The sequence below is a fragment of the Nocardia sp. NPDC004340 genome, from assembly GCF_053602575.1.
In genome coordinates this window covers 204,519-230,006 of record NZ_JBSGDW010000007.1, presented here as the reverse complement: position 1 = coordinate 230,006, position 25,488 = coordinate 204,519, and the positions used below count along the sequence as shown (strand labels likewise).

The window sequence follows — 25,488 nt, the reverse complement described above, 5'->3', positions numbered from 1 at the left end:
CGAAGGAATCATCGTGTCCGACAAGCAGATCGAACTCGCCGTCTTCGACATGGCGGGCACCACCGTGGCCGACGACGGGCTGGTCGAGCAGGCGTTCGAGGTGGCCGTCACCGCCGCGGGCGTGCCGGCCGAGGGCCCGGAGCGCGAGGCCGCCCGGAAGTTCGTGCGAGACACCATGGGTCAGTCCAAGATCTGGTGCTTCCGCACGCTGCTCGGCGACGAGGAGCGCGCCCAGGCCGCCAACCGCGCCTTCGAGACCGCCTACACCGAGCTCGCCGAGGCGTCCGGGGTGGCCCCGATTCCCGGTGCCGCGGAGGCCATTTCCGCGTTGCGCGCCGCCGGGATCAAGGTGGCGCTGACCACCGGGTTCAGCCGTGAGACGCAGGACAAGCTGCTGAACGCGCTGGGCTGGAACGACATCGCGGATCTGACCCTGGCGCCCTCGGACGCCGGTCGCGGCCGCCCCTACCCGGACATGGTGCTGACCGCGGTGCTGCGCCTGGAGGTCGACGCCGTGGATCGCGTGGCGGTGCTGGGCGATACGTCCAGCGACATCGCCACCGGTCTGGCCGCGGGCGCGCGCATCGTCGCGGGCACGCTCACCGGCGCGCACACCGAGGAGCAGTTGCGGGCCGCGGGCGCGACCCACGTGCTGCCCTCGGTCACCGAGTTCGCGCGGCTGCTGCTCGCCGAGCGCGGCTAGAGAATTCCGCGGCCCGGCGCGCCTCGCCGGGCCGCGGATCACCCCCCAGTTCCTACGATCCGTCACGTCCCCTGAACTGAAAGTTGCAGTCACCGTGCGTAATCCGAACAACCGCCTCGCACGCACCATCGCCCGGACCGCCCTGATCCTGACCTCCGCCACCGCGGTCGCCTTCAGCCTGACCGCCTGCGGCGGCACCGGCGCCGGCGACTCCGGGGACAAGACGGTCACCGTCTACTCCGCCGACGGTGTCGGCGACTGGTACAAGACCCAGTTCGCGAAGTTCAAGGACCAGACCGGCATCGCGGTCAACCTGGTCGAGGCCGGCTCCGCCGAGGTCGTGAGCCGCGTCGACAAGGAGCAGTCCAACCCGCAGGCCGACGTGGTCGTCACGCTGCCGCCGTTCATGCAGAAGGCCGACAAGTCGGGTCTGCTGCAGGCCAGCGGCGTCGACACCGCCGCCGTCGCGGCCACCGACAAGGACGCGAACGGCAAGTGGGTGACGCTGGCGGGCAACTACCTGTGCTTCATCGCCAACCCCTCGGTCGATTCGTCCAAGCTGACCTGGGACGACCTGCTGAAGCCCGAGTACAAGGGCAAGCTGCAGTACTCCACCCCCGGCCAGGCCGGTGACGGCACCGCGGTGCTGATCCTGCTGCAGCAGCTGATGGGCAAGCAGGGCGCGCTGGACTACCTGGGCAAGCTGCAGGCCAACAATGTCGGCCCGTCCTCCTCCACCGGCAAGCTGCAGGCCAAGGTCGACAAGGGCGAGATCCTGGTCGCCAACGGCGATGTGCAGATGAACCTGGCCAACGTGAAGGAGAAGGGCTCGAAGTTCAACGTCTTCTTCCCGGCCGCGGCGGGTGGCAAGCAGTCCACCGTGGCGGTGCCGTACCTGATGGGCCTGGCCAAGGGCGCGCCGCACTCGGACGCGGGCAAGAAGCTGATGACCTTCCTGCTGTCGGCCGACGCGCAGAAGTCCCTGCCGGACTCCTACGCGGTGCCCGCCCGTCAGGAGCTGAAGGACGCCGCGCCGTCCGCCGCCGGCACGCAGTCGCCCGCGCAGGTGATCAAGAACGTCGAGATCGTGCACCCGGACTGGACCAAGGTCCTCGACGACCTCGACGCCGACCTGGCGGCCTACACCAAGGCCACCGGTAGCTAACCCACCCACAGGAGCAGCAGCCATGTCCTCCGCGTTGACGACATCCACGGTGGTCACCGACACCACCGCCGAACCGGCCATCGTGTTCGACCGGGTCGGGGTCACCTACGGCCGCGGTCGCAAATCGACTGTCGCACTGGCCGATTTCAACCTGCGCGTCGCCGCGGGGGAAACGGTGGCGCTGCTCGGGCCCAGCGGCTCCGGCAAGTCCACCGCGCTCAAGGCACTGGCCGGCTTCGTCCGGCCCACCTCGGGCGCGGTGCGACTGGCCGGCCGCGACGTCACCGACCTGTCCCCCGCCAAGCGCGGGATCGGGGTGGTGGTGCAGTCCTACGCGCTGTTCCCGCACATGCGGGTGCGCGACAATGTGGCCTTCGGGCTGAAGGCACATCGGGTGGCGCGCAACGAGATCGGGGGGCGCGTCACCGAAGCCCTCGACATGGTCGGCATGGGCGGCTACGCCGACCGGCTGCCGCGCGAACTGTCCGGCGGCCAGCAGCAGCGCGTCGCCATCGCCCGCGCCCTGGCCATCCGGCCCAAGGTGCTGCTGCTCGACGAGCCGCTCGCCGCCCTGGACGCCCAGCTGCGGCAGAACATGCTGGGCGAACTCCAGCAGCTGCGACAAGCGTTGCCCGACACGGCGATGCTGTACGTCACCCACGACCAGTCCGAGGCGCTCGCGCTGGCCGACCGCATCGCGGTCATGCGCGACGCCCGGCTGGTCGACATCGACACCGCCCACAACCTGTGGCAGCGACCCGCGACCGAGTTCACCGCCTCCTTCCTCGGCGGCGCGAACCTGATCGCCTGCGAGGTCAAACACGTCTCCGGCACCGCGGCCCTGGTGACCGCCGGGGAGCACACGCTGCGCGCCGACGCCCCGCCGCCCGGCATCGGCCGCCCCGACTGGGTCCCGAACGCCGAAGCCCAGCTCTGCGTCCGCCCCCACACCGTCCGCATCGTCCCGCTCACCGAACGAGACGCGTTGCGCGCCACCGTGATCACCAGCGTCTGGAAGGGCGCCTCGACCCGCCTGCACCTCGATGTCGCGGGTCTGCCCACCGAACTCGCCGCCGACGTCCTCGGCCACACCGACATCGCCCCCGGCGACCACGTCGGCGTCCGCTTCGCCGACCCGGCGGGCGTACTCATCCCGCCGGGCATCGGCACCGCCGCGGCCGCCGACTCCCCCGAGGTGCGGGCATGACCGCGACCTCGCTGCCCTGCCGCACGCCCGGCGAATTCACCGAGGCCGCACCGGTATCCACGCCGTTGAATCGGGACCGGCGCGCATCCTTCCGACGTCGCACCCCGACCACCGATGTGTGGTCGGAACTCTTCGCCGGCGTGGCCGCCGCCCGGGACAGGAGGGCGTCGTGACGGCCTTGCTCGAATCCCCCTCCGCGGCCGACGCTCCCGAACAGCATCGGCCCGCGCGATCCTGGCGGCCGGTGTGGTGGACGCTGCCGCCGGTGCTCATCGTGCTGCTGATCGCGGTGTATCCGATCGTGCGGGTGCTGCTCGAGTCGACGAAGACCGCGTCCGGGCGCGGGGCCGGGACCTGGTCGAAGGTGCTGGCCGAGGAGTCGTTCCGGAATGCGTTGTGGCGCACCGTCACCATCGCGGTCAGCTCGACCGCGGGGTGCGTGGTGCTGGGGACGTTCCTGGCGATCGTGCTGGCGTTCGTGCCGTTTCCCGGGTCGCAGGTGGTGGGGCGGCTCATCGACTCGGTGCTGACGCTGCCGTCGTTCCTGGTGACGCTGGCGTTCACGTTCCTGTACGGGACGGCGGGCGCGGTGAACGCGTTGATCAACCAGATCACCGGCGGCACGGAGCCGGTGCTGGACTTCCTGAGCACGCCGTGGGGCGTGATCCTGGCCGAGGTCACCTTCTTCACGCCGTTCGTGGTGCGCCCGCTGCTGGCGGCGTTCGCCCAATTGCCCAGGGAGCAACTGGATGTGGCGTCCAGCCTCGGGGCCTCGCCGTGGCGGGTGCTGCGGCAGGTGGTGCTGCCCGAGGCGTGGCCCGCGCTGGCGGCGGGCGGCAGCCTGGTGCTGCTGCTGACGCTCAACGAATTCGGCATCGTGCTGTTCACCGGCGCCAAGGGCGTGATCACGCTGCCCGCGCTGATCTACACCCGCGGCATCGTCACCTTCGACCTGCCCGGCGCGGCCGTGCTGGCCTCGGTGCAGGTGCTGCTGTCGCTGAGCCTGTACCTCGGATACCGACTGCTGTTCGCGCGCCTCACCGGCGCGCGCAAGGAGAGCTGACCCATGCTGGTGTGGACGCGACGCGGGCGGGCCGCGGTGCTCGCGGTCTTCGGGATCGTCGTCACGGTGGTGTTCGTCGCGCCCATCGCGACCGTGGTGGCCGCGGCGCTGGCCGGGCACTGGACCGGGCCGCTGCCCTCGGATCTCGGCTTCGCCAACTTCGATCGGGCGCTGTCCGGCGAGGAGTCCGCCAGCCTCTCCGTCAGTCTGCAGACAGCGCTGCTGGCGAGCCTGTTCTCGCTGATCCTCGGCACCTGGGCGGCACTGGCCGCGATGGAAGCCCCGGCGTGGCTGCGGCGGCTCACCGACGCGGTGTTCCACGTACCGGTCGCGGTGCCGTCGGTGGCGATCGGGCTCGGGGTGCTCATCACCTTCAACGAGCGCCCGCTGCTGCTGGGCGGCACCAAGTGGATCGTCATCCTGGCCCACACCGTGCTGGTGCTGGCGTACGCGTTCAGCGGCGTCTCCGCCGCCCTGGACCGGCTCGACCCGGGCTACCGGCAGGCCGCCGAATCCCTCGGTGCGGGACCGGCGCGCGTCCTGCTGCGCATCACCCTGCCGCTGCTGCTGCCCGCCCTCGGGGCCGCGGCCGGCCTGGCCATCGCCCTGTCCATGGGCGAACTCGGCGCCACCATCATGGTGTACCCGGCCACCTGGAAGACGCTGCCGGTGAGCATCTTCGCGGCCACCGACCGCGGCGCGGTCTTCGACGCCGCCGCCAGCACCACCCTGCTGGTCCTGGTCACCCTCATCGCCCTGGTACTGCTGGGCCGCGTGAAAGGACGTGCGGCACTGCGCTGAACGGCGCGGCCGCACCCACACCGCTGACCGGGTCGTGAGGGGACGGTCAGCGGTGTCTTGCGTCGAGGCCCGGGCGTGGCGACGCCCGGGCCGGTAAACTCGCCTGGAACTCATTTATCGGGCGGGGGCTGTTCGATGGTGGTTGTCACAGGTCTGTCCGGCGAGTCCTACGACGTCGACGGCGAACCCTTCTATGTCGCGGGCGCGCGCTCGGTGCTGTACCTCTGCCGGGATCCACGCGGGCAGCAGCGGCTCTACAAGCTCTACCGGACGCCGGTCACCGCGCCGGACGCGATCGAATGGGCCCGGCAGGCCATGCTTTTCGGGCGCCAGACCCTGCTCGCCGCCACCACGGGCGGAGCGTCCGGGGCCGCGGAGGCGGTGAACTGGCCGATCGACCTCGTCCGGCACGACGCGGCGCTGATCGGCGCGATCCTGCCGCTGATCCCCAGGGACTATCTGCAACCCGACGGCAGGCCGCGCACCCTGGATCACCTGTGGGCCGCGCCGGGGCAGACCACGCCGTATCTCCGTGCGGGACTGGCGGTTCGGCTGTGCGAGGTCGTGCGGGTGCTCGAGGAACGGCAGCTGATCCACGGGGATCTCTCGGCGGAGAACGTGCTGTGGCAGCCCGCCGCGCCACTGGTCCATCTCATCGACACCGCCGGGCTGATGCCCGCCGACCGGGCGCACGATCGGTACAAGGATCGGTACGACCTGGCGGCGCTGCTGTACCGAACCTTGTTGCCCGACAGTGCGGGTCCGCCTGGCGCGCCGTGGCAGCCGGGTGGCGTGCCGGCCGATCTCGATCCGCGGGTGCGGGCGCTGTTCGACCGGGCCTTCGGCAATGGCGGGTTCGGACCCGAGGCGCGGCCGTCCGCGCAGGAGTGGGCCGACACGCTGCGGGCGGTGTACCTGGCACAGGCGGGTTTCGGCTCGCCGACGGCGCCATTGCCGCCGACCCACACCTCACCGACCGGTTGGTCCGCGCCGCAGCCGTTGGTGACGTATCAAGGTGCGCCCCAGCCGAATTCGACCAATACCGCGCTCAAGGTGATCCTCGGCGTCCTGCTGGGGGTCCTCGTCATCGCCATCGGCGTGGGCGTGGTCGTGCTCTCCGGCGACGACAAGACCACCGACAACGCCAAAGGCTCGAGCATCACCACCACCGCACCGACGACGACCACCGCCACCACGCCCCCGTCCACCTCCGGCACCTCCGAGGTCGACAAGGCCACCCTCAACCAGCAGGGCACCGACAAGACCCCGTTCACCGCCGACGCCCTGCTCCCGTCGAGCTTCACCGACAGCAAGGGTGTGGTGTTCACCCGCCGCTCCTCCGGCGTGAAGGACTGCGTCGCAAGCAATATGTCGCAGAACGTGAAGACCGCGTTGCAGGCCAACAAGTGCGTCCAGATGGTGACCGGCACCTACATCGACAAGTCCGACAAGCTCATGACCTCGCTGGAGGTGTTCGCCTTCCCCTCCAGCACCGAGGCCGAGGCCATCTACACCAGCCTCAAGGGCCAGAAGCAGACTTGGGACGTGTGGTGCCCCACCCAGGGCATCGGCGCCAGCGTCTGCCAGTCCGATCTCGATACCCTGTGGGCCGCAACCTATTCCAGCTGGGGTCGCTGGCAGTACCGGTACCTGTACGAGGCGTACTCGCTGTCGATCGACCTGAAGGTCGACACCTCGCTGCAGCCCAGTCTGGACGCGCCCTCACGCACCATCCTGCAACTGGCGGGGCCCGACAACTACTGGAAACCGCGCTGACCCAACCGCTTTCGATCGATCGGGGTGCGGGTCAGAGACCCGCGGCGGCGGCCAGGAGGGCGCGGGAATGGGTGTCGTCGGTGGCGCGGATGAGGCCCGCGGCGAGCAGATAGGCCGCGGCCATGTCCTCGGCGGAGCTCCGCAGCGCGGTGAGCGTGCCGGTCAGATCGCGGCCCTTGCGTTCGAAGCCGCGCCGCAATTGCCGGGCGGAGGTGAAATCGCCGAAGCCACCGAGGGTGTGGACACGGTGGCTGCGGTCGATTTGCGGATCCAGCATGGCTGCGAACCGCAGGAAGGTTGCGGCGCAGTGGCGCGCGGTGGCGACGTCCAGCCGGAAGTCGCCGGTGCGGGCCCGTCGATACAGGTCGGTGGCGGTGCCCTCGCCCGGATTCATGTCGAACTCCCCCCTTCATAGTGCGGAACGCCGTATTTCACTCGCACGGTCGTGAATTCGAGTCCCTGTGAATGAAAGACTGCACGAATAAAACACCGGACGGTTGGTTCTAAACGCTTCGCACGAAATTCAGGGCGGGCGTGCCGCGCCAGTCGACCACGCGGCACGCCGGGCGGGGCGCCCCGTTGCGCCCGCCGTCTACGGGCGGGACGAATCAACGATTCGGCGGCAATACATCAATTGTGTCAATGCATTCGGAATCACTGTTCCGGTAAACGGCGGCGGCCACCGGCCACGTCGAATACGAGATCAGTGTAGCCGTCAACCAGTTCGGCCAGGTGGTACCAGTGTTTATGGGTGTTGTCACTGGAAGCGCCCTCGTGATCGATCACCTGGTTGGCTTCGACCCAGCTCCGGGCCATGCGGTCCACCACGGCGCCCAGGCTCTCGGTGTGCATGGTGGCGCCGTTGCGGTGCTGCGGCAGTTCCTGCTCCACCCAATCGTTGATATCGTCAACGAGTTCGCCGCGGCGGCAATCGATCTCGCTGACCATCATGGGATCCCGTACCTGGGCGCGACGTTCGTGTAGTTCGGCGAGTGCGTGCGCGGACCGCAGCAATACTCGATCTTGGAATCGCCTCCCTTGGAACGCACACAGCAATTGCGGAGCGGTCGGCAGAACGCCGGCTATCGACATGGTCATCGAGACTCCCTATACGCACCCGACAGCATCACTAATCGCACCAACATGATTGGTCTCCGGATTCAGCTATACCGGTCATCGGATCGGTTGTTCACGAATAGGCTAGCTGGATCATGCTCTTACAAATGCAAGAACGCAATACTGCGTTCTAGCAAGTGCGCCAAGGGAAAGGGTCGTCATGGCAGGCAAGCGCACCGTGCTCACTGTCCGTTTGCGGAGGCTCGCCGCGATGCTCCACGAGATGCGGGAGAGCGCCGGGCTCAGCAAAGAAGTGGTCAGCGCCAAGACCGGCATCAACGTCACCACGCTGTACCGGATCGAGACCGCCCAGGCCAGGCCGCAGCGCCGCACCCTGACGGCCATGCTGGACCTCTACGGCATCGGCGAACCCGGGCGTTCAGATGCCTTGCAGTTGCTGGTCGACGCGTTACGCCCAGGCATGGCAAGGTCTTTCGAGGACGCGGTGTCGGAGGTCTACGGCGCATACATCAACTTCGAGGCCGAGGCGCTCTCGGCGCGGTTCTTCCAGTCCACCTACGTCCCCGGCCTGCTGCAGACCGAGGCGTACGCCAGCGCGGTCTACCAGACCACCATGCCCAAGGTGTCGGATCAGGTTATCGAGCAACGGATTCGGGCTCGGCAGGAGCGCTCGAAGGTGCTCACCAAGGACAACCCGCTGGAGCTGTGGGTGGTGCTCGACGAGGCCGTCATCCGCCGCATGGTCGGCGGCCCCGAGGTGATGAACCAACAGTTCAGTCAGCTGCTCGACCACACCAACAAGCGGAATGTGATCCTGCAGATCCTGCCCTTCGACGCCGGCGCGCACCCGGGCATGCTGGGCTCCTTCACCCTGCTCGACTTCCCCGACCCCGCCGACCCGGAGCTGGTGTACGTGGAGGGGATCGCCAGCGACGAGCTGATCGAGGGCCACCCGGAGGTGCGCCGCTACGGGGTGATGTTCGACCAGCTCCGGGCGATGGCGCTGAGCCCGCGCGACTCGATCACCATGATCTCGGAGACGATGGACGCCCTGAACGGCTGATCTTCCACCCACCCCAGGGTGGGACAACACGCACCCTCGGAGCGGGTTCCGGCAGCACTGTGGTCGGTACCGGCGGCGGCTCGCGGCGGCGAAAGTGGATACATACCGAACGCCACCGCAAGCGGCCCCTCCGAGAGGATGATGTTCATGTGCAAGACGGTCGAATCGCCCGCGGCTCCCACGGCCATCGCGGTGACCACCGCCGACTGCGACCTGAGCTACGCCGAACTGGATCGCTGGAGCAACCGGGTGGCGCGCATGCTGCTGGGTCTCGGGGTCCGCCCCGGGTCCAAGGTCGTGATCGCGGAGACGCCGCGAGTCGAGGCCGTGGTCTCCCGCCTGGCCATCGAGAAGACCGGCGCCACCCCCGTCCCGGTGTCCACCGAGTCCACCGTGGCCCGCGCCGACTTCGGCATCACCACCAAGGCCGGGCTGGATCTGGTCACCGACCGGAGCCGCTGGCTGGTGCTCGATGACCGCAGCACGCTGGTGCAGTACCTCACCGGCTCGGACGCCCCGCTCAGCGAGGCCGAACTGAACCTGGCGCGGAAGGCCTCCTGACCGCGCCGAAGCCGCCGCAGCCCGCAGAAGGTTTCCGCAGTATGGCTTTCAGCAGTCCCCTGCCCTCCACCCCTGACACCTCGGCGGCCTTCGCCCTCTCCGCCGCACAACGTGGCATCTGGTTCGCCCAGCAGCTGGCCGGCGACACCCCCGTCTCGATCGCCCAGTACGTGGAGCTGACCGGGCCGATCGACGCCGAACTGCTGGCCGACGCCGCACGCCGGGCCGGACGCGAGTTCGGCACCGGCTACCTGCGGCTGATCGAGATCGACGAACTGCCGTGGCAGCTGGTCGACACCACCCTCGACGACGCCGTCCGGACCGTGGACTGCAGCGGAGCGCCCGACCCGCGCGCCGCCGCCCAGGAGTGGATGCGCGCCGAGTACACCGCGCCCCTGGACCTGACCCGCGACCGCCTGTGCACCATGGTGATGCTGCGGCTGGGCGAGGACAGCTGGTACTGGTACTCGCGGTTCCACCACATCCTGCTCGACGGCGTCGGCGCGCTCACCATGCTGCAGCGCACCTCGGAGATCTACAACGCCACCGTCACCGGGCAGGAGGTCCCGGCCGGCAAGGCCGAACCGTTGCAACGCATCGTGGAAGCCGATGCGGCCTACCGGAATTCGGACAAGCTGCAGGCCGACCGCGACTACTGGCGCGAGCACCTGGCGGGGATGCCGGAGCCCGCGCTGCTGGGGCGGCGCACCGGCGCGGTCGACGCCCACCCCCGCTTGCTGAGCGGCGCGCTGCCCGAAGACACTGCCGCCCTGCTGGATTCGCTGACCGCCGCGCAGTCCACCAGTCCGGCGCCGGTGGTGGTGGCCGCCTTCGCCGCCTACGTGGGAGCCATGACCGGGGCGGGCGAGATCGTGCTGAGCCTGCCGGTGTCCGGCCGCACCACCGCCACACTGCGCCGATCCGGTGGCATGGTCGCCAATGTGGTGCCGTTGCGGCTGCCGCTGTCCCCCACCGCCACCGTCGGCGACCTGCTGCGCGCCACCCAGGGTGAGCTGACCGCGGCGCTGCGGCGCCAGCGGTACCGGCAGGAAGACATCTTCCGCGACCTGGGCTGGGCCATGGACGAGGTCGCCGGATTCGGGCCGACCGTCAACCTCATGCTGGCCGACACCCGCATCCGCTTCAGCACCGCCGACTCCGGCGAATCCGGCGGGGTGACCGGGCAGCTGCACGTGCTGACCTCGGGCATGATCGACGACCTGTTCGTCAACGTGTACCCGGGCACCGGCGGCGAACCCACCCACATCGACTTCCAGGCCAATCCCAACCGCTACGACGAACCCGAACTCGCGGCGCTGCACGCCCGGTTCCTCGACTTCCTGCACCGCTTCCTGGCGGGCGGCGTCGAACAGTCGCTGACCTCGGTGACCGCGCTGTCGGAGGCCGAACGCGCCGCGCTGGCCCCCGCGCGCGGCCGCGACGGCAGCCGGCCCCACACCCTGCCGGAGATCCTGGCGGCGGGCGCGGCGAAGGCCCCCTCGGCCATCGCGCTGCGGGTGGACGGCACCGCCTTCACCTATCGCGAGCTCACCGAGTACGCCCACCGGCTGGCCCGGGTGCTGATCGCCGCGGGCGCGGGACCCGAACGCGCCGTGGCGATCTCGATTCCCCGCTCCGCCGAGTCGGTGCTGGCCATGTGGGCGGTCGCCGCGACCGGCGCGGCGTTCGTGCCCGTCGATCCCGGCTATCCGATCGACCGGATCGAGCACATGCTCACCGACAGCGGCGTGGTCGCCGGTGTCACCGTGGCGGGCTCGCGGGCCGCGCTGCCGGACCGGGTGCGGTGGCTGGTCCTCGACGATCCCGAGACCGAGAAGACCATCGCCGCCACCGATTCCGCGCCGATCACCGACGCCGACCGGTCCGCGCCGGTGCGCCTGGACCAGGTCGCTTACCTCATCTACACCTCCGGCTCGACCGGTCTGCCCAAGGGCGTCGCGGTCACCCATCGCGGTCTGACGAATCTGGCGACCGGGTCCGGAGCGGCGTTCGGGGTCGGCGCCGACGCCGTGGTGGCGCACGCGGTCTCCCCCAGCTTCGACATCTCGGTGGAGGAGCTGCTGGTCGCGTTCGCGGTCGGCGCGACGGTGGGCGTGGTGCCCCCGGCCGCCTACGCCGGCGACGACCTGGCGCGGGTGCTGCGCAAGCTCGAGGTCACGCACCTGAATGTGACTCCGGCGGTGGCGAATTCGCTGGAACCGCGGACCCTGCCCCGGCTGCGGACCGTGGTGGTGGGCGGCGACTCCTGTCCGCCGGAGCTGCCGGTGCGGTGGGCCGGGCGGTGCGTCATCAACGGATACGGGCCGACCGAGGCGACCATCACCGCCACCCTCAGCGCGCCGCTGACGCCCGGCGAGGCGATCACCATCGGCGGGCCGTCGCGCGGGGTGGGGGCGCTGGTCCTCGACCCGTGGCTGCGGCCGGTGCCACCCGGGGTGGTCGGCGAACTGTATTTGAGCGGTGCGGGTCTGGCGCGCGGCTACCACCAGCGCATCGGGCTCAGCGCCGGGCGGTTCGTGGCCAGCCCCGTCGATCCGGGCGCGCGGATCTATCGCACCGGCGACCTGGTGCGCTGGCGGCGGCGGTCCGGCCGCTGGGAACTGGAGTACCTGGGCCGCGGCGACACCCAGGTGAAGGTGCGCGGCTTCCGCATCGAACTCGGCGAGGTCGACGCGGCCGTGGCCCGGCACCCGGGCGTCGAGATGGCGGTCACGATCGGCGCGACCACGCCCGGCGGGGCGACCGCGCTGGTGTCGTACGTGCTGGCGGCCGACTCGGTGGTCGCGCCCGAGGACGTGAAAACAACCGTCGCCCAGCAGCTTCCGGCGCACATGGTGCCGTCGGTGGTGATGGTGCTGCACACGCTGCCGCTGACCCCCGCGGGCAAGGTGGACCGGCGGGCGCTGCCCGCGCCCGACTTCGGATCCGGGCCGCGGGCCGGACGCGCACCCTCCACCGACGCCGAACGGGCGCTGGCCACGGTGTTCGAATCCGTACTGGGCGTGGAATCGGTATCGGCCGACGACAATTTCTTCGCCCTCGGCGGCGACAGCATCGTGGCCATCCAGCTGGTCGCCCGCGCCAAGGCCGCCGGGCTGGGGCTGCGGGCCCGGGATGTGTTCGAGCACAAGACCGTCGCCGCGCTGGCCGCCGTCGCCACCGCCGTGACCGCGCCGGTCGTCGAGGAGCTGCCCGGCGGGGCGGTGGGCCCGGTGACCCTGACCCCGATCGTGCACGACATGCTCGAGCACGGCGACACCTGGCCGAGATTCGCACAGGCCGTACTGATTCCACTGCCGCACGACATCGATCGGTCCACGCTCACCACGGCCGTCCAAGCTTTGATCGACCGCCACGACCTACTGCGCAGCACCCTCACCCACGAGCCCGGCACCGGCGAGCACCCCTGGGTGTGGCGGGTCGGCGAGCCCGGCATGGTGGAGGCCGGAGCCCTCATCGACACCGTCACCGCCGAACCCGACAGCGACGGCGAGGACGAATTGCAGCGTGCCGCCGACCTGCTCGACCCGTCGGCCGGGGTGGTGGCCCGGTTCGTGTTCATCGACCGCGGCGAGGCCCTGCCCCTGCTGTGGGTGGTGCTGCACCACCTGGTCACCGACGGCGTCTCGTGGCGCATCCTGCTGCCGGACCTGGCCACCGCCTGGGCGGGCGGCGCCCTCGCACCCGTCGGCACCTCCTTCCGGCGCTGGGCGCACGGGCAGTCGGAACAGGCCCCCGCCCGCGCCACCGAACTCCCCTTCTGGCGTGAGGTCCTCACCGCGCCGGACCCGCGGCTGGGCACCCGCGCCCTGGATCCCGAGCTCGACACCGTGGCCACCATGGGTCAGCTGCGCACCGTCATCGACCCCGATACCGCCACGGCCGCACAGGAACTCATTCCGGCGCGGTTCCACTGCGGACTCGAGGACGCGCTGCTGACCGCACTCGCCCTCGCCTCGGGTCAGCTGCGGCAGACACAGCGGACCCTGCTCACCGTCGAGGGCCACGGCCGCGAGGAAGCGGTGCTGCCGGGCGCGGACATCTCCCGCACCATCGGCTGGTTCACCAGCGTGTTCCCCGTCGCGCTCGACCTGGGCGAACTCGATCTCGACGACGCCTTCCACGGCGGGCCCGCGGCGGGCGCGGCGCTCAAGGCGGTCAAGGAACAACTGCGGGCCATCCCCGACAAGGGTGTCGGTTTCGGCATGCTGCGCTGGCTCGACGCCGCGACAGCGGCCGACCTCGAGGGCGCGCCCACGCCGCAGATCAGCTTCAACTATCTCGGGCGCACCGGCGCGGGCGTGGAGCATCCCGGCGGCGCGGAAACCCCGTGGGTGCCGGTCCGATTCGCCGCCACCCAGGACGACGCCGCGCCGCTGGCCGCCGTCATCGACATCAATGCCTTCCACACCGCCGCCGGTCTCGAGGTGACCTGGGCCTACGCGTCGCGGGTGCTGTCCGCCGAACAGGTGGAGGAATTGGCGCGGCTGTGGGGACTGGCGGTGACCGCGCTGGTCACCCACGCCCGGCACGCCGGGTCAGGCGGGCACACGCCCTCGGACTTCCCGCTGGTGGCCGTCGAGCAGGCGCAGATCGACGCCTGGGAACGCGAATATCCGGACCTCACCGAGGTCTGGCCGCTGTCGCCGTTGCAGTACGGCCTGCTCTTCCACGCCCGCTACGACACCGACACCGCCGACGGCTACACCGTGCAGACCCAGCTGAATCTGGCCGGGCGCGTCGACTCCGGGCGGCTGCGCACCGCCGCGGCGGCCCTGCTGGACCGGCACGAGGTGCTGCGCGTCGCCTACGTCGAGACCCCCGACGGGCCCCGGCAGCTGGTGCTCGGCCAGGCCGAGATCCCCTGGCAGGAAATCGATCTCACCGGCATCGCCGAGCCGGCCGAACGGCAGCGGGAACTGGCCCGCCTGATCGCCGTGGACGCGGGCACCCGCTTCGACCTCGCCCGGCCGCCGCTGCTGCGCTTCAGCCTCATCCGCACCGACGCCGAGGCGTACACGCTGCTGATGACCAATCACCATCTGGCGCTGGACGGCTGGTCCACGCCGCTGGTGGTGCGCGAACTCCTCGCGGGCTATCTGGCCGCGGTCACCGGGCACGAGATCCCGCAGAGCCCCGCCCACTCCTATCGCGAATTCCTGACCTGGCTCGGCGAACAGGACGACGCCGCCTCGCTGGCCGCCTGGACCGAGGCGCTGGCCGGGGTCGACTCCCCCACCCGGGCCATTCCCACACTGGCGGGCATCACCTCCGCCGAATCCGGCATGGTCTCCGCCGATTTCGGCACCGCGAAACTCGAACAGCTCACCGAGACCGTGCGCGCCGCCGGGGCCACGGTGAACACCGCCGTGCAGGCCGGGTGGGCGCTGCTGCTGGCCATGCTCACCGGGCGCACCGACGTGGTCTTCGGCGGCACCGTCTCGGGACGCCCGCCGCAGCTCAACGGCGTCGAGGAGATGGTGGGGCTGTTCATCAACACCCTGCCGGTGCGGGTGCGGCTGGATCCCGGTGAGCGGGTGGGCGATCTGCTGGCGCGGGTGCAGACCGAGCAGGCGCGGCTGCTGGACCATCAGCACGTCGGGCTGGCCGCCATCCACCGGGCGGTCGGGCTGCCGGAGTTGTTCGACACCCTCACCGTGTTCGAGTCCTACCCCATCGACCGCGAGACCCTCTCGCGGGCACTGGATATCGCGGGCATGCGAATCCTGGACGTGTCCGGCACCGACGCCACCCCCTACCCCCTGAACCTCATGGTGATCCCGCAGCGCGCCGCCGACGGCAGCGAAAGCCTGCGCATCACCGTCAAATTCATGGCCGACGAACTGCCCGAGGCGTCCGCGCGGCGACTGCTCGACCGGTTCCTGCTGCTACTCGACCAGATCGCCGAACACCCCGAACGCCGCACCGCGCAGCTGCAGCACTGCGACCCGCTGGAGCGGGCGCAGCTGGTGCCGGTCCGCGGCGGCACGCCCACGCCGCTGCGCACCCTGCCCGACATCCTCGCCGCGGGCGCGCGCGCCAACCCCGAGGGCGTCGCGATCAGCTCCGGCAGCATGACCATGACCTACCGCGACCTCGACGCCTGGTCCAACCGGTTCGCGCGAGTCCTGTTGCGGCGCGGGGTCGGTCGCGAGACCTTCGTGGTACTCGCCCTGACCCGGTCGGTGGAATCGGTGGTCGCGGTGTGGGCGCTGGCCAAGACCGGCGCGGCGTTCCTGCCGCTGGACCCCAACTATCCGGTCGAACGCATCGAGCACATCCTCACCGACTCGCGCGCGCCCATCGGCGTCACCGTGTGCTCGGTCGGCGAGACCCTGCCCGGCAGCATCGACTGGCTGCTGCTCGACGACCTCAACACCATCCGGCGCGTCATGACCGTCTCCGACGCGCACATCACCGACGACGAACGCGGCGGGCCCATCAACCTCGCCCAGACCGCGTACCTCATCTACACCTCCGGCTCCACCGGCAAACCGAAGGCCGTACTGCTCAGCCACCGCGGACTCGCCAATCTCGCAGCCTCCCAGCAGAGTCTGCTCGATCTGGACCAGAACTCCAGCACCCTGCAGGTGGCCTCGCCCAGCTTCGACGCCTCGGTGCACGAACTGCTCATGGCGCACGGCGCGGGCGGACGGCTGGTCATCTCGCCGCCCGACGTCTACGGCGGCGACGCCCTCGAGGAACTGCTGCGCACCGAAGGGGTCACGCACGCGGTCATCACGCCGTCCGTGCTGGCCACCATGAACCCCGCCGGACTCGACAACCTGAGCTGCCTGTCGGTCGCCGGGGAGGCCGCCGGACCCGAACTGGTCGCGGCCTGGTCGACCGGGCGGCGCATGGTGAACCTGTACGGGCCCACCGAATTCAGCGTGTGGGCGACCGGACCCGGCGAACTGCGGCCCGGCGAACCGATCACCATCGGCGCCCCCGTGCGCGGCGCGGCCACCCTGGTGCTCGACAGCTGGCTGCGGCCGGTGCCGCTCGGCGTGACCGGCGAACTGTATCTGGCCGGACCGGCGCTGGCCCGCGGCTACTTCAACCGGTTCGGGCTCACCGCGGCCCGCTTCGTCGCCAACCCCTTCACCGCGCCCGGCGCGCGCATGTACCGCACCGGCGACATGGTGCGCTGGGTGGAGGTCAAGACCGCCGACGGCACCCAGCTGGAACTGGAATACCTGGGGCGCAGCGACTTCCAGGTCAAGATCCGCGGCCTGCGCATCGAACTCGGCGAGATCGACGCCGTGCTGGCCGCCGACGAGCAGGTCGACTACGCCGCCACCCTCGGCTGCCCGGGACCCGGCGGCCAGACCGTCCTGGTCTCCTACGTGGTCGCCGCCCCCGGACAGCGCCTCGACACCGAACTGCTGCGCACCCGCATCGCCGCGGCGCTGCCCGGCTACATGGTGCCCAGCTACCTCATCGAACTCGACGACGTGCCGCTCACGCCCGTCGGCAAACTGGACCGGAACGCCCTGCCCACACCGGATTTCGCGACCGTCGACCAGCAGTACCTCGCCCCGCGCACCGCCGTCGAGACCGCCGTCGCCCAGGTGTTCGCCGACGTCCTCGACACCGACCAGGTCAGCATCGACCGGTCCTTCTTCGAACTGGGCGGCAACTCCCTCACCGCCACCCGTGTGGTGGCCCGGGTCAACGCCGCCCTCGGCGCGACCGTCGCGCTGCGCGACCTGTTCGACGCGCCCACCGTCGCGCAACTGTCCTCACGCATCGTGCCGGGCGCGGAACTCCCCGGCCTGCCGACCCTGGCCCCGCGCATCCGGCCGGACCGGATCCCGTTGTCCCCGGCCCAGCAACGCATGTGGGTCCTCAACCGGCTCGACCCGAACTCGGCCGCCTACAACATCACCGCGGCCTTGCGCCTGACCGGCGACCTCGACGTCGACGCGCTGCACCGCGCGGTCGCCGACGTGGTGACCCGGCACGAATCACTGCGCACCATCTATCCCGCCGACGCCGACGGCCCCCGCCAAGTGGTGCTCAGCGCCGACGCCGCGGCCCCCGAGATCAGCTTCGCCGACACCGACGACGGCCCCGACCTGCACGCCGCCATCGCCGAGAACACCGGGACCGGTTTCGATCTCACCCGCGAAGCCCCACTGCGCGTGCACGTCCTGCGCCTCACCCCGCGCCCCGGCGAACCCACCGAACACGTGGTGGTGCTGGTGGTCCACCACATCAGCGCGGACGGGGCCTCCATGGCGCCGCTCGCCACCGACCTCGTCACCGCCTACCTCGCCCGCACCCACGGCGCGGAACCCCAACGGCCGTCGCTGCCCGTGCAGTACGCCGACTACTCGATCTGGCAGCGCGCACTGCTCGGCGACGAGAACGACCCCGAATCCCGTGCCGCACACCAGGTCCGGTTCTGGAAGGAACGCCTCGCCTCGACACCGGACGTGCTGGAACTGCCCACCGACCGGCCGCGGCCCGCGGTGCAGAGCCTGCACAGCCGCGACCTCGAATTCCGCATCGACGCCGGAACCCACGAAGCGCTCACCGCCTTGGCGGCGGCCACCGACACCAGCCTGTTCATGGTGTTGCACGCCTCGCTGGCGGTGCTGCTGTCGCGACTGGCCGGAACCCCGGACGTGCTCATCGGCACCGCGGTGGCCGGCCGCGGCGAGGCCGCCCTCGACGATCTGGTCGGCATGTTCGTCAACACCCTCGCGCTGCGCACCCCGGTCGACCCGGCACTGGGATTCCGGGACTTCCTGGCGCAGGTCCGGACCGCCGACCTGGACGCCTTCGCGCACGGCGACGTGCCGTTCGAACGACTCGTGCAGGTCCTGGACCCACCGCGATCCACGGCCCAGCACCCGCTGTTCCAGGTCTCGCTGTCACTGCAGAACTTCGAACCGCCCACCGTGGAATTCCCGGGCCTGCGGGTTGAGGTCGAACCCATCGAACGCGACGCCTCCCAGTTCGACCTGACCTTCGACCTGCGCGCCCCACTGCCCGGCTACGACGAATCCGGGCTCGACGGCACCCTCACCTTCGCCACTGACCTGTTCGACGAGACCACCGCCTCGCGGCTGGTCACCCGGTGGCGGCGCGTCCTCACCGCCGTCACCGCCGACCCGGGCGTCCGGCTCTCCGACATCGAACTGCTCGACCTCGCCGAACGCGCCGCCCTGGTCCCGGTGCGCGGGCCCCGGACCAGCGGAATCACCACCCTGGCCGAGGTTTTCCGGGCCGCCGCCACCGCGCACCGGCTGTGTCCCGCCGTCATCGCCGACGGGCGCGCGGTGTCCTACCGCGAACTCGACACCGCCTCGCAGCGGCTGGCCATGCAGCTCTCCGCCGCCGGCGCGGGCTCGGAAACCGTGGTGGCGCTGGCCCTCTCGCGCGGCGCGGAACTCCTCACCGCGATCTGGGCGTGCGCCAAGGCCGGGGCCGCGTTCCTGCCCATCGACCCGCGCCACCCCCTCGACCGCATCGACCACATGCTCGCCGACTCGGGCGCGCTGCTCGGGCTCACCACCAGCGCGCACCGGGAGGCGCTGCCCGACCGGATCGGCTGGCTGGTACTCGACGACCCCGCCGCCTCCAGCGTGCGAATCCCGCTCGGCGGCAGTCGGGTTCGCGCCAGGCGCAGCTACCCGGACCAGCCCGCGTGGCTGATCTACACCTCCGGGTCGACCGGCACACCCAAGGGCGTGTCCGTGTCGCATCGCGGCATCGCCGATCTGGTGCGCGCCCAACGGGAACTGCTGGCGCTGGGCGAGCACTGCCGCGTCCTCCAGGTCGCCTCACCGAGTTTCGACGCCTCCGCCTTCGAGGCGCTCATGGCCTTCGGCTCCGGCGGCACCGCCATCGTGGCCCCGCCCGACGTGTTCGGCGGCGAACCGCTCACCGAACTCATCGCCACCCAAGGGGTCACCCACCTGGTCATCACACCGTCGGCGCTGGCGACCCTCGACCCGGACGCCGTGTCCAGCGTGCGGGTGCTGGCCGTGGCGGGCGAGGCCATCGGACCCGACCTGGTGGCGCGCTGGGCCACCGGGCGCACCCTGATCAACCTGTACGGGCCCACCGAATTCACCATCTGGGCAACGGCTTCCGAGCCGCTGGTGGTGGGGCAGCCCGTCACCATCGGCGCGCCGATCCGAGGCGCGGCCAGCCTCGTCCTCGACGACCGGCTGCGACCGGTCCCCATGGGCGTCGCCGGCGAGCTGTACCTGGCCGGGCACGCGCTGGCCCGCGGCTACCACGATCGCCCCGGCCTCACCGCCGCCCGCTTCGTCGCCGACCCCTACGGGCGGCCCGGCGAACGCCTCTACCGCACCGGCGATCTCGTGCGCTGGACCGGCTACCTCGACGAACCGCGCCTGGAATACCTGGGACGCACCGACTTCCAGGTGAAGGTGCGCGGACAGCGCATCGAACTCGGCGAGATCGACGCCGCGCTGTCCGCCGCCGACAATGTCGAATTCGCCGTCACCCTCGGCGTTCCCGGCCCCGGCGGGGCCACCGCCCTGGCCGCCTACCTGCTGCCCGAACCCGGCCGCGAGATCGACCTCGCCGACCTGCGCGCCCACGCCGCCGACCGGCTGCCCGGCTACATGGTGCCCTCGGCCTTCGTGGTGCTCGACGCCATCCCGCTCAACGCGGTCGGCAAGCTCGACCGGCGGGCGCTGCCCGCGCCGGTGTTCGAGGCCGAGACCGAATACCGCGCGCCCAGCGGCGATCTGGAGACCGCGCTCGCCGAGATCATCGCCGAACTGCTGGGCCGCGACAAGGTCGGTGTGCACGACTCGTTCTTCGCCCTCGGCGGCGACAGCATCCTCGCCATCCAGCTGGTGTCGCGCGCCAAACTGCGCGGCATCGAACTGACACCGTTGCAGATCTTCGAACACCGCACCGTCGCCGCGCTGGCCGCACTCGCCGCGGCCGGAGGCGACACCGTCGTGCTCGAGGAACTGCCCGGCGGCGGCGTCGGCGACCTGCCGCTCACCCCGATCGTGCGCTGGATGCTCGAACGCGGCGGCGACCACCGGCGATTCGCGCAGACCGCGGTCCTGGAACTGCCGCAGGGGATCAGCCGCGAACAACTCGTCGCCACCGTCACCGCCGTCGTCGACCATCACGACGCGTTGCGCGCCCGGCTCGCGCCGGAGGACGACGAGTGGCGGATGAGCATCGGGGAACCGGGCTCGGTCGATGTCGACGCCCTGCTGTACCGCATCGAATTCGATACCGCCGACACGGTCGACCTGCGCGAATACGCCATCACCGAAACCGATTCCGCACTCGGCCGCCTCGACCCCGCCACCGGCACCGTGCTGCAACTGGTGTGGCTCGACCCCGCGCCCGGCAGCCCCGCCCACCGGCGCGGCCGCCTCATCCTGGTCGCCCACCACCTCGTCACCGACGGCGTCTCCTGGCGCATCCTCATCCCCGACCTCATCGCGGCCTGGGCACAGATCAGCGGCGACACCACCCCGATCCTGCCCGAGACCGGCACCTCGCTGCGCCGCTGGGCGCACGCCCTCGAGGAGGCCGCGCGGCGCGACACCCGCACGGCCGAACTGGACTACTGGCGCGAGGTGACCGCCACCCCCGACCCGCCGATCGGGCCGCGCGAACTGGACCCGGCCGTCGACCGGGTCCCCACGGTGCGCGCCGTGGAGATCGAACTCGACGCCGAGGTCACCGACACCCTGCTCACCACCCTGCCCGGACTCTTCGACGGCACCGTCGAGGACACCCTGCTCGCCGCGCTCGCCCTGGCCGTCATGCGCTGGCGCATGGACCCGTCCGAGGCGGTACTGGTCCGGCTCGAAGGACACGGACGGCAGCAGGAGATCGTGCCGGGCGCGGACCTGTCGCGCACCCTCGGCTGGTTCACCACCATCTACCCGGTGCGACTCGCCCTGTCCCACATCCCGATCCGGGACGCCTTCGCGGGCGGACCCGCCATGGGCGCGGCCATCCGGGCCGTCAAACACCAGCTGATGGCCGTGCCGGACAAGGGCATCGGCTACGGCCTGCTGCGCTACCTCAACCCCGAGACCGCCGCGGCCCTGCCGCACCGGGTGCCCGGCCGCATCGGCTTCAACTACCTCGGCCGCTACGCCACCGCCGACATCCCGGCCGGGCTCGAGGACCTCGGCTGGCTGCCCACCGACGAATTCGGCGACCTGCGCACCACCGAACACGGCGACGTGCCCGTCACCGCCGAGATCGAGATCAACGCGGTGGTGGCCGGCGACCGGTTGCAGGCCAGCTTCACCTTCCCGCAGACCCTGCTGCCCCGGCACGAGATCACCATGCTGGCCCACCTGTGGACCGACGCGCTCGCCGCCGCGGCGTACTTCGCCACCTCACCCGCCGCCGAATTCGCGGCCGAGGCCGAACGCAAGCACATGGCCGAACTGCGTGAGCAGCAGGCGGCCGCCGCACTGGCCGCCTCGCGCGCCGAAGCCGGTCCCGGACTCGGCCTGGACGTGGTGCTGCCCATCCGGCCCGGCGGCGACGCGCCACCGCTGTTCTGCATCCATCCCTCGTCCGGCATCGCCTGGACCTACCTCGGATTCGCCGAGGCCCTGGCCCCCGGACGGCCGATCTACGGCCTGCAGGCACCGGACCTTTCCGGCGAACCGCACGCCCGCAGCATCGGCGACTTCGCCGAACGCTACGTGGCCGAAATTCGCAGACTCCAACCGAACGGGCCTTATCATCTGCTCGGATGGTCATTCGGCGGCCTGATCGCGCACGCCGTCGCCGCCCAGCTCGAGGCAACCGGAGACGAGGTCGGCACCCTGGCCCTACTCGACGCGGACAGCACCGATATCGACGGTGACAGCATCGACAAGCTCACCGCCGGTTCCTTCGTCGCGACCTTCGGGTCCGTCTTCGGCATCACCGACATCCCCGCCGACACCACCGCCACCCAGGCCGCCGCCATGATCCGCGACCGCATGGGCGGGGTCGACCTGGTCGACGCCACCACCCTGGAACGGATGGCCGCCTCCTACAACGCCTCCGCCGCCACCCGGACCGGCTACCAGCGGCCCGTCTACCACGGCGACGCGCTGTATTTCAGCGCCACCGTGCACACCTCCGACATCTTCGGCCCCGAAGGCTGGCGGCCCTGGATCACCGGCACCATCACCAACCACGACATCGACGTCAGCCACGACGAACTCACCGCACCGCACGCGCTCGCGGCCATCGCCCGGATCCTCGACACCCACTGGACCCGGAATCTCGACGCACCCCAGGGAGAGACACCGTGAACACCGACACCGGCAGAGCCGAGACCACCGACCTGACCGACACCTCCTCCGACGGGGTGGTCGTCGAGGGCGTCGTGAAATCCTTCGGCGCGGTCCAGGCCCTGCGCGGCGTCACCTTCAAGGCCGCGCCCGGCGAGGTCCTGGGCATCCTCGGGCCCAACGGCGCGGGCAAGACCACCATGGTCAATATCCTGTCCACCCTCATCTCTCCCGACGCCGGGCGGGCGCAGGTCGCCGGGCACGACGTGGTCACCGACGCGGCGGCGGTTCGCCGATCCATCATGCTGACCGGTCAGTTCGCCGCCCTCGACGACGCCCTGTCCGGATACGAGAACCTGGTCATGTTCGGCCGCCTCATGGGCCTGCGCAAACGCGCGGCCCGCGCCCGCGCCGACGAACTCGTCGAGGAATTCGACCTCACCGAGGCCGCCGGACGGCGGGTCGGCACCTACTCCGGCGGTATGCGGCGGCGCATCGACATCGCTTGCGGACTGGTCGTCCGGCCAGAAGTGGTGTTCCTCGACGAACCCACCACCGGCCTCGACCCGCGCAGCCGCCAAGGCGTCTGGGACCTCGTCGGCGGCTTCCGCAAACACGGCATCACCACGCTGCTCACCACCCAGTACCTCGAGGAAGCCGACGCGCTCTGCGACCGCATCATCGTCATCGACCAGGGCCTGGTCATCGCCGACGGCACCGCCGACCAACTCAAGGCCCGCACCGGCGGCAGCTACTGCGAGATCGTCCCCCTGCGCCTGGAGGACATGCCCGCCCTGATCAGCACCCTCGGCGACCTGCTCCCCGCCGCCAATCGCGAAGCCCTGACCGGGGACTCGGACCGGCTCGCCATCCCGGCGCCCGAAGGCGCGAAAACCCTCGCCGAAGCCCTGCGCCGCCTCGACACGGCCGGACTCGAACTCGTCGACATCGCGCTGCGGCGGCCCTCCCTCGACGACGTGTTCCTCGAACTCACCGGGCACATGGCCAAAACCGAGGAACCCGAGGAGGACTCCCCCTCGGTGCGCTTCCGAAACGGCGAGGGGCGCCACCGCGCCGACGGCGATCGGACCCGCGCATGACCACCACCACCGCGCCCGCCACCACCGGCTGGCTCACCGACGTCCGCGCCACCCCGGGCACCCTCGCCCAATGGTGGGTGCTCACCGTGCGGCTCATCGTGCCCTCGGTCAAGACCGGCGAGATCATCACCGCCATCGCCGCACCCGTCACCTTCACCGCCAGCTTCTACATCCCGCTCAACCGCGTGATGTCCTTCGCCGGCCTGGGATTCAGCAGCTACGCGCAGTTCATGGCGCCCATCGTGATCCTGCAGGCCTGCGCGTTCACCGCCGTCTCCGCCGCCTTCCGCGCCGCCACCGACGCCGTCTCCGGACTCGACCGGCGCTTCGACGCCATGCCCATGCACCCGCTGGTGCCCGCTGCGGCGCGCATGTCCGCCAACGTGTTCCGACTCGCCGTCGGACTCGTCGCGGCCGTGATCAGCACCCATGTGATCGGCTTCCGCTTCGCCGCCGGCGCCGGGCACACCCTCGGCTTCCTGGCGCTCGGCATGGTCATCGGCATCACGTTCTGCCTCGGCGCGGACGCCATCGGCACCTACACCCGTAGCCCCGAGGCCACCAGCCAGATGCTGGTGCTGCCACCGCTCATCCTCGGCATGCTCTCCACCGGCCTGGCCCCCGCCCGCCAATTCCCGCACTGGGTCCAGGGTTTCGTCCGCAACCAGCCCGTCTCGCAGTACGCCGAAGGGCTGCGCGCGCTCGGCGGCGACCCCGGCGGCAAGGCGCACGCGGTCACCTGGTCGCTGATGACCCCCGTGCTGCTGTGGCTCGTGGGCACCATCGCGCTGGCCTGCTACTTCATTTACCAGCAGAACCTGAAGAGGTCGTGATGACCACTCTCGAACGCCCCGACACCGCCGACCTCCTCCGCTTCCGCGAGGGTTCCGCACCGGCCCTGTTGCGCCACACCTGGATTCAGACCCAGCGGCTGCTGGTGCGGTGGATGCGCGACCCGATCACCCTGCTCGAAACCCTCATCGTGCCGTGCCTGCTGCTGCTCATGCTCGACATCGTGGTGGGGTCGCAGATCGAGAGGTTCTCCGGCCGCAGCGCCCTCTACGGGTCCACGCCCATGGTGACGCTGGTCGGCGCGCTGTCGGGCACGGTGGCCAGCGGCATCATGCTCGGCCGCGAACGCGAGGCCGGGATCCTGGCCCGCTTCTGGGTGCTGCCCGTGCACCGCGCCTCCGGACTGGCGGCGCGGATCATCGCCGAGGGCTGCCGGATCTTCGCGGGGACCGTCGTCATCATCTGCTTCGGCATGGCGCTCGGCTTCCGCTTCCGGCAAGGGCCCTGGCAGGCGTTCGCGTTCCTGTGGATCCCGGTGCTGTTCGGGCTGGCCTTCGCCACCATGGTCACCGCCATCGCCGTGTTCACCGCCAAGGCCACGCTGGTCGAGGCGGTGGCGCTGCTGTCGTCGCTGCTCATGTTCTTCAGCACCGGGTTCGTGCCGCTGGCGGCCTACCCGAAGTGGATTCAGCCGGTGGTGGAGCACCAGCCCATGTCGGTGGCCGTCGACACCATGCGAGCGCTCGCCGAGGGCGGTCCGGTCGCGGGACCGTTGCTGCGGACGGTGGCGTGGTCGGTCGGGTTGATCGTGGTGTTCGCGATCCCGGCGGGCCTCGGCTACCGCCGCGCCAGCCGCCAATGATCAATACCCCTTACCGGGAAAGTCGGCGCGCGGACGCC

General features: G+C 70.8%; 15 protein-coding genes. 13 read left to right on the top strand and 2 right to left on the bottom strand.

Annotation, left to right across the window (positions count from 1 at the left end):
• Window positions 1-13 precede the first annotated feature (13 nt).
• From ACWEOI_RS26475 to ACWEOI_RS26445, 7 genes are all read left to right on the top strand, one after another.
• Window positions 14-703 carry a phosphonatase-like hydrolase gene (locus ACWEOI_RS26475; protein ID WP_433672066.1) on the top strand — a complete coding sequence of 230 codons (690 nt, stop codon included), beginning with the start codon at window positions 14-16 and terminating at the stop codon, window positions 701-703.
• Between the two features lie 94 nt (window positions 704-797).
• Window positions 798-1,868: a 2-aminoethylphosphonate ABC transporter substrate-binding protein gene (locus ACWEOI_RS26470; RefSeq protein WP_452361338.1), complete on the top strand. Its 1,071-nt coding sequence runs from the start codon at window positions 798-800 to the stop codon at window positions 1,866-1,868.
• A gap of 22 nt (window positions 1,869-1,890) precedes the next feature.
• Window positions 1,891-3,075: an ABC transporter ATP-binding protein gene (locus ACWEOI_RS26465; RefSeq protein ID WP_452361337.1), complete on the top strand. Its 1,185-nt coding sequence runs from the start codon at window positions 1,891-1,893 to the stop codon at window positions 3,073-3,075.
• Entirely contained in the window at window positions 3,072-3,248 is a 177-nt protein-coding gene (locus ACWEOI_RS26460; RefSeq protein WP_433672063.1) for a hypothetical protein, read from the top strand. Before ACWEOI_RS26465 ends, ACWEOI_RS26460 begins: the two co-directional genes overlap by 4 nt.
• Window positions 3,245-4,138 (top strand): 2-aminoethylphosphonate ABC transporter permease subunit, encoded by an 894-nt coding sequence (locus tag ACWEOI_RS26455; protein ID WP_452361336.1) that lies wholly within the window; start codon window positions 3,245-3,247, stop codon window positions 4,136-4,138. Before ACWEOI_RS26460 ends, ACWEOI_RS26455 begins: the two co-directional genes overlap by 4 nt.
• A 3-nt stretch (window positions 4,139-4,141) precedes the next feature.
• Window positions 4,142-4,939, top strand: coding sequence for an ABC transporter permease (locus ACWEOI_RS26450; RefSeq protein ID WP_452361335.1), 798 nt, complete (start codon window positions 4,142-4,144; stop codon window positions 4,937-4,939).
• Window positions 4,940-5,074: 135 nt separating this feature from the next.
• A complete protein-coding gene (locus ACWEOI_RS26445; RefSeq protein ID WP_452361334.1) occupies window positions 5,075-6,715 on the top strand; it encodes a hypothetical protein in 1,641 nt (546 codons plus the stop codon).
• Window positions 6,716-6,746: 31 nt separating this feature from the next.
• On the opposite strand, the gene ACWEOI_RS26440 is transcribed toward ACWEOI_RS26445, so the two are convergent.
• Together ACWEOI_RS26440 and ACWEOI_RS26435 are read right to left on the bottom strand one after the other, a co-directional pair.
• Window positions 6,747-7,109, bottom strand: coding sequence for a hypothetical protein (locus tag ACWEOI_RS26440; RefSeq protein ID WP_433672060.1), 363 nt, complete (start codon window positions 7,107-7,109; stop codon window positions 6,747-6,749).
• Window positions 7,110-7,369: 260 nt separating this feature from the next.
• Window positions 7,370-7,729, bottom strand: a complete 360-nt coding sequence (locus ACWEOI_RS26435) for a DUF4254 domain-containing protein (RefSeq protein ID WP_379102218.1) — start codon at window positions 7,727-7,729, stop codon at window positions 7,370-7,372.
• A gap of 262 nt (window positions 7,730-7,991) precedes the next feature.
• Here ACWEOI_RS26435 and ACWEOI_RS26430 point away from each other — a divergent pair, with 262 nt between their 5' ends.
• The 6 genes from ACWEOI_RS26430 (at window position 7,992) to ACWEOI_RS26405 (ending at window position 25,450) form a co-directional block, all read left to right on the top strand.
• Window positions 7,992-8,855: a helix-turn-helix domain-containing protein gene (locus ACWEOI_RS26430; RefSeq protein WP_357092801.1), complete on the top strand. Its 864-nt coding sequence runs from the start codon at window positions 7,992-7,994 to the stop codon at window positions 8,853-8,855.
• 147 nt (window positions 8,856-9,002) lie between these two features.
• On the top strand, window positions 9,003-9,416 hold the full coding sequence (locus ACWEOI_RS26425) for an AMP-binding protein (protein ID WP_433672059.1): 414 nt from the start codon (window positions 9,003-9,005) through the stop codon (window positions 9,414-9,416).
• A gap of 41 nt (window positions 9,417-9,457) precedes the next feature.
• A complete protein-coding gene (locus ACWEOI_RS26420; RefSeq protein ID WP_452361333.1) occupies window positions 9,458-22,717 on the top strand; it encodes an amino acid adenylation domain-containing protein in 13,260 nt (4,419 codons plus the stop codon).
• Window positions 22,714-23,796 carry an ATP-binding cassette domain-containing protein gene (locus ACWEOI_RS26415; RefSeq protein ID WP_452361332.1) on the top strand — a complete coding sequence of 361 codons (1,083 nt, stop codon included), beginning with the start codon at window positions 22,714-22,716 and terminating at the stop codon, window positions 23,794-23,796. The genes ACWEOI_RS26420 and ACWEOI_RS26415 overlap by 4 nt, the downstream gene beginning before the upstream one ends.
• Window positions 23,793-24,629 carry an antibiotic transporter gene (locus tag ACWEOI_RS26410; RefSeq protein WP_433672056.1) on the top strand — a complete coding sequence of 279 codons (837 nt, stop codon included), beginning with the start codon at window positions 23,793-23,795 and terminating at the stop codon, window positions 24,627-24,629. Before ACWEOI_RS26415 ends, ACWEOI_RS26410 begins: the two co-directional genes overlap by 4 nt.
• The gene (locus ACWEOI_RS26405) at window positions 24,629-25,450 is read left to right on the top strand and encodes an ABC transporter permease (RefSeq protein WP_433672055.1); all 822 of its coding nucleotides are present in this window, start codon (window positions 24,629-24,631) and stop codon (window positions 25,448-25,450) included. The genes ACWEOI_RS26410 and ACWEOI_RS26405 overlap by 1 nt, the downstream gene beginning before the upstream one ends.
• Window positions 25,451-25,488: the final 38 nt, after the last annotated feature.

Excerpts from the sequence above, each read along its gene's own strand:
- ACWEOI_RS26410 (WP_433672056.1), top strand. The coding sequence starts at position 23,793 with ATGACCACCACCACCGCGCCCGCCACCACCGGCTGGCTCACCGACGTC.
- ACWEOI_RS26440 (WP_433672060.1), bottom strand. The coding sequence starts at position 7,109 with ATGAATCCGGGCGAGGGCACCGCCACCGACCTGTATCGACGGGCCCGC.
- ACWEOI_RS26460 (WP_433672063.1), top strand. The coding sequence starts at position 3,072 with ATGACCGCGACCTCGCTGCCCTGCCGCACGCCCGGCGAATTCACCGAG.
- ACWEOI_RS26430 (WP_357092801.1), top strand. The coding sequence starts at position 7,992 with ATGGCAGGCAAGCGCACCGTGCTCACTGTCCGTTTGCGGAGGCTCGCC.
- ACWEOI_RS26420 (WP_452361333.1), top strand. The coding sequence starts at position 9,458 with ATGGCTTTCAGCAGTCCCCTGCCCTCCACCCCTGACACCTCGGCGGCC.
- ACWEOI_RS26465 (WP_452361337.1), top strand. The coding sequence starts at position 1,891 with ATGTCCTCCGCGTTGACGACATCCACGGTGGTCACCGACACCACCGCC.
- ACWEOI_RS26445 (WP_452361334.1), top strand. The coding sequence starts at position 5,075 with ATGGTGGTTGTCACAGGTCTGTCCGGCGAGTCCTACGACGTCGACGGC.
- ACWEOI_RS26405 (WP_433672055.1), top strand. The coding sequence starts at position 24,629 with ATGACCACTCTCGAACGCCCCGACACCGCCGACCTCCTCCGCTTCCGC.
- ACWEOI_RS26450 (WP_452361335.1), top strand. The coding sequence starts at position 4,142 with ATGCTGGTGTGGACGCGACGCGGGCGGGCCGCGGTGCTCGCGGTCTTC.
- ACWEOI_RS26425 (WP_433672059.1), top strand. The coding sequence starts at position 9,003 with ATGTGCAAGACGGTCGAATCGCCCGCGGCTCCCACGGCCATCGCGGTG.